The sequence below is a fragment of the Noviherbaspirillum sp. genome (assembly GCF_035944575.1).
Taxonomy (GTDB): Bacteria; Pseudomonadota; Gammaproteobacteria; order Burkholderiales; family Burkholderiaceae_D; genus Noviherbaspirillum.
This window is the reverse complement of record NZ_DASZBA010000222.1, coordinates 1-9,407: the sequence shown is the minus strand read 5'-3', so window position 1 is coordinate 9,407 and position 9,407 is coordinate 1. Positions and strand designations below refer to the sequence as shown.

The 9,407-nt window shown below is 58.5% G+C and carries 7 protein-coding genes; 1 reads left to right on the top strand and 6 read right to left on the bottom strand.

Annotation, left to right across the window (positions count from 1 at the left end; all coding sequences use genetic code 11):
- The 3 genes from VGU61_RS17630 to VGU61_RS17620 form a co-directional block, all read right to left on the bottom strand.
- Nucleotides 1-625: bifunctional ornithine acetyltransferase/N-acetylglutamate synthase (locus VGU61_RS17630; protein WP_326860520.1), on the bottom strand; the 625-nt coding region annotated here is incomplete at its 3' end.
- 154 nt (nt 626-779) lie between these two features.
- A complete protein-coding gene (gene secA, locus VGU61_RS17625) occupies nt 780-3,545 on the bottom strand; it encodes a preprotein translocase subunit SecA (RefSeq protein ID WP_326860519.1) in 2,766 nt (921 codons plus the stop codon).
- Between the two features lie 265 nt (nt 3,546-3,810).
- Nucleotides 3,811-4,767 (bottom strand): M23 family metallopeptidase, encoded by a 957-nt coding sequence (locus VGU61_RS17620; RefSeq protein WP_326860518.1) that lies wholly within the window; start codon nt 4,765-4,767, stop codon nt 3,811-3,813.
- Between the two features lie 51 nt (nt 4,768-4,818).
- Between VGU61_RS17620 and VGU61_RS17615 the strand changes: the two genes are divergently transcribed.
- Nucleotides 4,819-5,328, top strand: a complete 510-nt coding sequence (locus tag VGU61_RS17615; protein ID WP_326860516.1) for a DciA family protein — start codon at nt 4,819-4,821, stop codon at nt 5,326-5,328.
- 33 nt (nt 5,329-5,361) lie between these two features.
- On the opposite strand, the gene lpxC is transcribed toward VGU61_RS17615, so the two are convergent.
- The 3 genes from lpxC to VGU61_RS17600 all read right to left on the bottom strand — a co-directional run.
- Nucleotides 5,362-6,300: a UDP-3-O-acyl-N-acetylglucosamine deacetylase gene (gene lpxC, locus VGU61_RS17610; RefSeq protein WP_326860515.1), complete on the bottom strand. Its 939-nt coding sequence runs from the start codon at nt 6,298-6,300 to the stop codon at nt 5,362-5,364.
- A gap of 123 nt (nt 6,301-6,423) precedes the next feature.
- On the bottom strand, nt 6,424-7,908 hold the full coding sequence (gene glpK, locus VGU61_RS17605; protein ID WP_326860514.1) for a glycerol kinase GlpK: 1,485 nt from the start codon (nt 7,906-7,908) through the stop codon (nt 6,424-6,426).
- Nucleotides 7,909-8,036: 128 nt separating this feature from the next.
- Nucleotides 8,037-9,407 (bottom strand): ABC transporter substrate-binding protein (locus VGU61_RS17600; RefSeq protein ID WP_326860513.1); only part of this gene is annotated, 1,371 nt, incomplete at its 5' end.

Genomic DNA, 9,407 nt, shown 5'->3' with positions numbered 1-9,407 from the left:
CCACTTTGGCATCCATGGCAACGAACCCCAGCATGGTCGCCATATTGGGCTTGATCATGCCGGCACCCTTGCTGATACCGGTAAGAGTAATGGTTTTGCCATTGATGTCGACCTTGCGCGATGCGGCTTTTGGCAGGGTGTCGGTCGTCATGATGGCTTCGGCCGCGTGATACCAGTTATCCGCTTTCAGGTTGGCGACCGCTTGCGGCAACCCGGCCTTGATGCGGTCGACCGGCAATGGCTCGAGGATCACGCCGGTCGAGAATGGCAGGATCTGCGATGCGCCGCAACCGAGCAATTCCGCCAGGGCCGCACAGGTCGCATTGGCATTTGCCAAGCCTGCTTCGCCGGTGCCGGCATTGGCGTTGCCGGTATTGATGACCAGCGCGCGGATGGGCGCGTTAGAAATACGCATGCCTTCCAGATGCGCCTTGCACACTTGAACCGGTGCCGCACAAAATCGGTTCAGCGTAAAGACGCCCGCGACGGTTGCTGTCGGCGCAAGCGTCATGACCAGCAGGTCCTTGCGGTTTGCCTTGCGTATGCCTGCTTCTGCATACCCAAGTTCTATGCCCGGGACGGGTTTGAGATTGGCAGGTACCGGGACTGGAAAATTGACGGCCATGGCAGTGTTGGAGGTTGGTTGATGAACAGGATGGCTATTGTAGATCACCGGCGAAGGTTGGGCTTGCAGGACGCAGACTACAAAGACTCTTGAAACAGGAAGGGCCGGATTACCCGGCCCTTCCGCTGTCGCTACGATCGCATCGTCTCCGGCATCAGGCGAGCTTGCCGTGGCATTGCTTGTACTTCTTGCCACTGCCGCACGGGCATGGATCATTGCGGCCGACTTTAGGCAGTGCGTTCAACTGCTGCTGGCTGCGTGTATCGCCGACCTCGGCTGCCGGCGCAAGCAACTCTTCCGGCGCCGCGTCCGGGTTGAAGTCCGCATGCTGGAAGTGCAGGTTCTCGACATGAGACTGCGCCAGCTGCTGCTCTGCCGCATCGATCTCTTCCCGAGTCTGGATCCTGACCGTCATCACGATCCGCACAACTTCGTTCTTGATCATGTCCAGCATCTGGCCGAAGAGAGCAAATGCTTCACGCTTGTATTCCTGCTTGGGATTCTTTTGCGCATAGCCCCGCAGGTGAATACCCTGACGCAGATGGTCCAGCGCAGCAAGATGCTCGCGCCAGTGGGTATCGACGCTTTGCAGCATCACGCTGCGTTCGAAACCGGCGAAGGCATCCTTGCCGATGACCTCCACCTTGGCATTGTAGGCGTCCTCGGCCGCTTTCTGCACCCGCTCGAGCAAATCGTCATCGGTGAGATTCGGGTCCGTTTCAAGCATGGCGGCGAGCGGCACGTCGAGCTGCCATTCGTTGGCCAGTGCCGCTTCCAGCGATTTGATATCCCATTGCTCTTCCACCGACTCTTCCGGAACATATTCGCGGAACAGGTCGGAGAAGACGCCCTGGCGCAACGATGCGATCAACTCAGAGACATCCTTCGACTCCAGAAGCTCGTTACGCTGCTGGTAAATCACCTTGCGCTGGTCGTTGGCGACGTCGTCATATTCCAGCAACTGCTTGCGGATATCGAAGTTGCGGGCTTCGACCTTGCGCTGGGCGGACTCGATCGAGCGCGAGACGATGCCGGCTTCGATCGGCTCGCCTTCCGGCATTTTGAGGCGGTCCATGATGGCGCGGACGCGATCGCCGGCGAAGATGCGGAGTAGCGGATCGTCGAGGGACAGATAGAAGCGCGACGATCCAGGATCACCCTGGCGGCCCGACCGGCCACGCAGCTGGTTGTCGACCCGGCGCGACTCATGGCGCTCGGTACCGATGATGTGCAGACCGCCGGCAGACACCACGTGGTCGTGCAGCGACTGCCACTCATCCCGCAACTTTTTCGCCTGTTGCTGCTTGTCTGCATCGCTCAGGTTTTCGTCGGCCTCGATGAGCTGAATCTGCTTCTCGACATTTCCGCCGAGGACGATATCAGTACCTCGCCCCGCCATGTTGGTAGCGATGGTGATCATTTTCGGCCGGCCCGCCTGGGCGACGATTTCCGCCTCGCGCGCATGCTGCTTCGCGTTCAGGACGTTATGCGGCAACGACGCGCCTTTCAGGATGCCTGACAGCAGCTCCGAATTCTCGATCGATGTGGTACCGACAAGCACCGGCTGCCCGCGCTCGTAGCAATCCTTTATGTCGACCAGCATGGCATTGTATTTTTCCTGCGCGGTCTTGTAGACCTGGTCCTGCCTGTCCTTGCGTTGGCTCGGCTTGTTGGGAGGAATGACCACGGTTTCGAGACCGTAAATCTCCTGGAATTCATAGGCTTCGGTATCTGCGGTACCGGTCATGCCGGCAAGCTTGCCGTACATGCGGAAGTAATTCTGGAAGGTAATCGAGGCCAGCGTCTGGTTCTCGTTCTGAATCTTCACGCCTTCCTTGGCTTCCACCGCCTGGTGCAGTCCGTCGGACCAGCGGCGCCCCGTCATCAGGCGTCCGGTGAATTCATCGACGATGATGATTTCATTGTTCTGTACGACGTAGTGCTGGTCCTTATGGAACAGTGTATGCGCACGCAATGCTGCATACAGGTGGTGGATCAGTGTGATATTGGCAGCGTCATAGAGCGAGGCGCCCTCCGGCAGCAGACCCATGCTCGTCAGGATCTGCTCGGCCTTTTCATGTCCGGCTTCAGTGAGCAGTACCTGATGCGCTTTCTCATCCTTTGTGTAGTCGCCGGGCACTTCGATTTTGCCCTTGCCATCCGGCGTTTCCTCGCCAATCTGCAGGGTGAGCAGCTTGGGTACTTCATTGATCTTGAGGTACAGGTCGGTATGATCTTCCGCCTGGCCGGAAATGATCAGGGGTGTGCGTGCTTCGTCAATCAGGATGGAGTCGACCTCGTCGACGATCGCGAAATTGAGACTGCGCTGGACCCGGTCCGCAGCGTCATACACCATGTTGTCGCGCAGATAATCAAAGCCAAATTCGTTGTTGGTGCCGTAGGTGATGTCGGACGCATAAGCCCGTTGCTTGACGTCGTGCTCCATCTGCGACAGGTTGACGCCGGTCGTCAAGCCGAGCCAACCATACAACCTGCCCATCCATTCCGCGTCGCGCTGGGCAAGATAGTCGTTCACAGTGATGACATGGACGCCTTTGCCGGCCAAGGCATTCAGATATACCGCAAGGGTTGCCATCAGGGTCTTGCCTTCGCCTGTGCCCATCTCAGCGATCTTGCCGTAATGCAGCACCATGCCGCCGATCAACTGAACGTCGAAATGCCGCATTTTAAGGACGCGCCGGCTTGCTTCACGGCACACCGCAAAGGCTTCCGGCAAAAGAGCATCAAGGGCTTCACCGTTGGCAATTCGCTGCTTGAACTCCGGCGTCTTCGCCTGCAGCTCGGCGTCGGTCAGCTTTTCCATAGCCGGCTCGAGCCCATTGATTTCACGGACGGTTTTTTGATACTGCTTGATCAGTCGCTGGTTGCGGCTTCCGAAAATCTGGGTCAGTAATGACATGCTTGAATTCTAAAAAATGCGCCGTAAACACCCCGTGCAAGTATTACATCGGTTGCAGGGACGGAGTTTGGTAAATTGCGGATTCTATCATGGGGTCTTCACGCGACTGCCCGTCATGAAATCGCCGGCGCAAAATGCTTGCACAAACGCACATGCCTTGGCCGAATGTGCCGGACGACTTGGTGAAATGTGGGGCTTGATTCACTGGAAACAATATGCGCAAGCGCAATAATTGCCGCGCTTGGTTATTGCGCCAGAATCAGAATCAGAATGCCTGCATCGCGAGTGCGCCCGCTTTCGCCCGGTCTCCGCCTGCGGAGAGAAATTTGTGAGGGTCCTGCTGCACCCCTTTGACCAGCACTTCGAAGTGGAGATGGGCGCCTGTGGAACGGCCTGTGGAGCCGATGTCGGCGATGTGCTGACCACGTTTGACAATGTCGCCGACCTTCTTCAACAACCGGGACGCGTGCGCGTACCGGGTGACGATGTCGTTGCCATGGTCGATCTCAAGCAGGTTGCCGTATTGATGGTGATATTCCGCAGCGATCACGACGCCGCCGGCAGCAGCGACGATCGGCGTGCCGGCCGGGGATGCGAAATCGATACCTTCGTGAAATGCGTTGCGGCCCGTGAAAGGATCCATCCGCCAGCCGAAACCTGAGGCGTTATAGCCGACATTGACCGGCTGTATCGTCGGCAGCAGCTTTGACCGGATTTTGTGGCTCATCAGCGTGGTTTCCACCACATTCATGTAGTCGGCCCGGTTTTCGACATCCCTGGCCATGGCGTCCAGCGCCCGCTGGAATTCGCTCATGCTGAGCGGTTCGACCGGAGGGACGTTTTCAGCCATGCCGCCGCGCCCCGGCGGCTCCCGGAAATTGAACTCTTGCGGCTTCACTCCTGCCAGTCCTTGCACGCGCTCACCAAGCGCATCGAGTCGCATCAATTGAGCCTGCATCTCGCCCAGCTTGATTGCCATCGCCGCGAGATTCTCCCTGATATACCGGTCCTTCCTGTCGCTGTCGTCCTGAGGGGCGGATACCGCCAGGGTCTGCATGAAGGGAAGTTTGAGTCGCGCGGCGTGCTGGATGGTCAGGTAATACAGCAATGATGCCGCCATGACGACCGACAGAATGAATATCACGAATGCCAGCGCGAGATGCCGGCGGGTCAAGGTAACCGTCTTTGTCTTGAACCGCGGGTGCAGCAATATCACTTGCATGTCGCCTCCTCTGACTCGTCTATCACGGATGAGGTGTGATAAGGTTTGAGCATGACTCGCTCAACCTCATTCTCTAATTTTCGGCCGGCGCCAAAGTCTGCTCAATCTTCACGGCAGACGACGAAAGGCGCCTCGGATTTTTTGCGCTCGCACGACAAGATGGCAGTCTTGCTGCCTTCGGTGGCGCGCATGATCGCGTTGCAAAAAGACTGCGCGACGATTCTTCCAACAATATTCGAAAGCTGCAATGTGCTGCAATTCGATTCCGGCCAATTGGTTCTATCCGTACCGAATGCCGCGCTTGCTGCAAAACTCAAACAACAACTGCCAAAGTTGCAAGACAGTCTGATCAAAAAGGGATGGCAGGTTAATGCAATCCGCCTGAAAGTACAAGTCTTCCGTCCTCAGGAAAAGCCGGCGGCCGAGAAGCGCCTCGTGCTGCCGACACGTGCAGTTTCCGCTCTGGACACCTTGAACAATGAACTTGAAGACTCGCCGCGCAATGCGGCGCTGCGGGCCGCCATCGCCGCAATGGTGAAGCGGCACAGACAACCGGAATAGACATCAAATCCCAACCGTTTCTGTGACAGCCGGTCAGAGCAGCGCCCATTCCTGCCCGGCCTGATGTGCATATGCGCGCGGCGCCGTCTCGACGGCATCAAAGGTCACGATCTCATAGGCATCCGGCTGCTCAAGCAGCGCGCGCAGCAGCAGGTTGTTGAGTGTGTGCCCGGATTTATGGGCGGTATAGGACGCGAGCAAGGGGTGTCCTACGAGGTAGAGGTCGCCGATCGCATCGAGGATCTTGTGCCGGACAAATTCATTCTCATAGCGCAGGCCGTCCGGATTCAATATCCGGTATTCGTCCATCACGATCGCATTTTCGAGAGAACCGCCGCGTATCAGTCCCAAGCCGCGCAGGGTCTCGACGTCCTGCATGAATCCGAAGGTACGTGCACGCGAGATTTCGCGCACATACGATTCGACATCGAAATCGATCTCGGCATTCTGTCCCGTCACATCGACTGCGGGATGCTTGAACTCGATGAAGAACTTCAATTTGAATCCGTTATACGGATCGAGCCTTGCCCATTTCACATCATCGCCGCTGCCTTCGCGTACTTCCACCGGCTTCTTGACCCGGATGAATTTCTTGGGCGCGTTCTGCTCCTGCAGGCCGGCCTGCTGGAGCAGGAAAACGAAGGAGGAAGCGGAGCCGTCCATGATCGGAATTTCTTCCGCGGTGACGTCGACGTAGAGATTGTCGATTCCGAGCCCGGCACAGGCGGACATCAGGTGCTCGACGGTGGAGACTTTGGCACCGCCGCGGTTGTCGAGCGTGGAAGCCATGCGGGTATCGCCGACGCCGGTGGCACTGGCGGGCAGATCGACCGGCGGGTTGAAATCGACACGCCGGAAGACGATGCCGGTATCAGGCGCAGCCGGGCGCAAGGTCAGTTCGACCTTGGTACCGGAATGCAGCCCGACGCCGACAGTCCGTACAAGCTGTTTGATTGTGCGTTGTTTTAGCATTGTGGAATTATAACAACCGGGTTACATGCCATTTGTGAGCAGTTGTAATCCTGTTGGACGATCGCCACGCATATTTACCTATTGGGATAATAGGGGCGATCCCGTCAATTCCAAGCAATGCCGTTACTCGGCCCATCCCCTTGAACGTTCTACTGCCCGCCGCCATGTTGCCATGCGGGTATCGCGCTCATCCGCCGACATGGCCGGTTCGAAGCGCCGCTGCACCCGCCATTGCGAGGCGATCTCTTCCCGTGATTGCCAGAAACCTACCGCGAGTCCTGCTAGGTAGGCAGCGCCGAGGGCGGTTGTTTCCGTGACTTCCGGACGCACCACAGGCACGCCGAGGACATCCGCTTGGAATTGCATGAGCAGATCATTCCTGGCCGCACCGCCGTCGACACGCAATTCCGTCAATGCAATCCTGGAATCCTTTTGCATTGCGTCCAGCACATCGGCACTTTGGTAGGCAATGCTGGCCAATGTCGCCCTTGCAATATGCGCCTTGGTCGTGCCACGTGTCATGCCGACGATGGTGCCGCGCGCGTAGGCGTCCCAATACGGCGTGCCGAGACCGGCAAACGCCGGCACGAATACAACGCCGCCGGTATCCGGAACGCTTGCAGCGAGCGCCTCGACATCCGCCGAAGCCTGGATGATGCCCAGACCGTCGCGCAGCCATTGCACCGCAGCCCCTGCCATGAAGACGCTGCCTTCCAGCATGTAATCGGTTTCGCCGCCACGGGTCCAGCCGACCGTGGTGAGCAGATTGTTATGGGACGCCACCGCTTCCTGGCCGGTATGCATCAGCATGAAGCAGCCGGTGCCATACGTATTTTTTGCCATGCCGCTTTGGTGGCATGCCTGTCCGAAAGTCGCCGCCTGCTGGTCGCCCGCTATGCCGGCAATCGGGATCGGCGCTCCGAACAGATCCGCGCGCGCATGTGCAATGACGCCGCTGCTGGGAACGACTTCGGGAAGCATGCTTCGGGGAATATCAAGCAGCGTCAAAAGCTCTTCATCCCATTGCAGGCTATGAATGTTGAACAACAAGGTGCGCGATGCGTTGCTCGTATCGGTGACATGCCGGCCGCTGAGCTGGTAGATGAGCCATGCGTCGATGGTGCCGAATGCCAGTTCACCCCGCTCGGCACGCTCCCGCATACCAGGTACATGATCGAGCAGCCATTTCAGCTTCGTGCCCGAAAAATAAGCATCGATTACTAGTCCGGTTTTCTTCTGGAACAGCGGTGTCCTGCCCTGCGCGCGGAGTGCGTCGCAAATATCCGCCGTGCGGCGATCCTGCCAGACGATCGCATGGGCAACCGGCTGACCGGTTTTCCGGTCCCATATCAGCGTGGTCTCGCGCTGGTTGGTGATGCCGATGGCGGCAACATCGGCGGCATGTACCTTGCAATCGTTCAGAACTTGCCGTGCTACAGCAAGCTGGCTGCGCCAGATCTCGTCCGCGTCATGCTCGACCCAGCCCGGCTGCGGAAAAATCTGCGGAAACTCCTGCTGAGCCATGCCGTGCAAATGGCCTGCATGGTCGAACAGAATGGCCCGCGAACTGGTGGTGCCCTGGTCCAGGGCCAGAATGTATTTGGTCATTGTTGGCAACCGTGACGTGTGAATGGCCGAAGCAGTCCCGCATCAAATTACGCTGCAGGAATGCTTCGAATGGAAAAAAGCGCGGTATGGGCCGCGCTTCCTTCCGTCCTACTGCAGAGTGCCGGCTATTATTTCACGCGGCCTTCTTTCCATGCCTGCAACAGCTTGTCATAGGCAATCGTTTCGCCTTTCGGCTTTTCGTTCGCCAGCTTCTTCCACGGTGCGCCGGTATCGGACAGATACTTGTTCGGGTCACCTTTCGCGTTGAGCTTCGGCGCGCAGTTCTTCATGCCGGCGCGCTGCAGGCGAGACATCACCTGATCCATCTCTTCCGCCAGGTTGTCCATCGCGGCCTGTGGCGTCTTCTCGCCGGTTACCGCGGTGGCAACGTTCTTCCACCAGAGCTGCGCCAGCTTCGGATAGTCAGGCACGTTGGTACCGGTCGGCGTCCAAGCGACCCGGGCCGGGCTGCGGTAGAACTCGATCAGGCCGCCGTACTTCGCCGCATTCTTGGTGAAGTACTCATGACGGATATCCGAGTCGCGCACGAAGGTCACGCCGACGATGGACTTCTTCAGCGACGTGGTTTTCGCATTCACGAACTGCGCGTACAGCCAGGCGGCAGCCTTGCGCTCATCCGGTGTGGACTTGAAGAAAGTCCAGGATCCGACGTCCTGGTAGCCGTTTTGCATGCCTTCCTTCCAGTACGGTCCGTGCGGGCCCGGCGCCATGCGCCATTTCGGTGTGCCGTCCTGGTTGATCACGGCCTGTGCCTTGGTCATCGGCGCGGTAAAGGCGGTGTACCAGAAGATCTGTTGGGCGATTTCACCCTGACCCGGCACCGGACCGGCTTCGGAGAAGGTCATGCCGTTCGCCTGCGGCGGTGCATACTTCTTCATCCAGTCCACGTACTTGGTCAATGCATAGACCGCCGCCGGCGAGTTGGTGGCGCCGCCGCGGGCGACCGAAGCGCCGACCGGCGTGCACTTGTCGTCGGCAACGCGGATGCCCCATTCATCGACCGGCATGCCGTTCGGGATGCCCTTGTCGGCGGTACCTGCCATCGACAGCCAGGCATCGGTGAAACGCCAGCCGAGTGACGGGTCTTTCTTGCCGTAGTCCATGTGGCCATAGACTTTCTTGCCGTCGATTTCCTTCACGTCGTTGGTGAAGAAATTCGCGATGTCTTCATAGGCGGACCAGTTGACCGGCACGCCAAGGTCGTAGCCGTATTTGGCCTTGAACTTGTCCTTCAGGTCCTTGCGCTCGAACCAGTCGGCACGGAACCAGTACAGGTTGGCGAACTGCTGGTCGGGCAGCTGGTACAGCTTGCCGTCCGGGGCTGTCGTGAAGCTGGTGCCGATGAAGTCCTTGATGTCGAGGTTGGGGTTGGTGAATTCCTTGCCCTTGCCGGACATGTAGTCGGACAACGGCTCGATCGCGCCGTAACGGTAGTGGGTGCCGATCAGGTCGGAATCGGAAATCCAGCCGTCGTAGAT

Coding starts and splice junctions, on each gene's coding strand:
- secA (WP_326860519.1), bottom strand. CDS start 3,545: ATGTCATTACTGACCCAGATTTTCGGAAGCCGCAACCAGCGACTGATC.
- VGU61_RS17620 (WP_326860518.1), bottom strand. CDS start 4,767: ATGCAAGTGATATTGCTGCACCCGCGGTTCAAGACAAAGACGGTTACC.
- VGU61_RS17615 (WP_326860516.1), top strand. CDS start 4,819: ATGACTCGCTCAACCTCATTCTCTAATTTTCGGCCGGCGCCAAAGTCT.
- lpxC (WP_326860515.1), bottom strand. CDS start 6,300: ATGCTAAAACAACGCACAATCAAACAGCTTGTACGGACTGTCGGCGTC.
- glpK (WP_326860514.1), bottom strand. CDS start 7,908: ATGACCAAATACATTCTGGCCCTGGACCAGGGCACCACCAGTTCGCGG.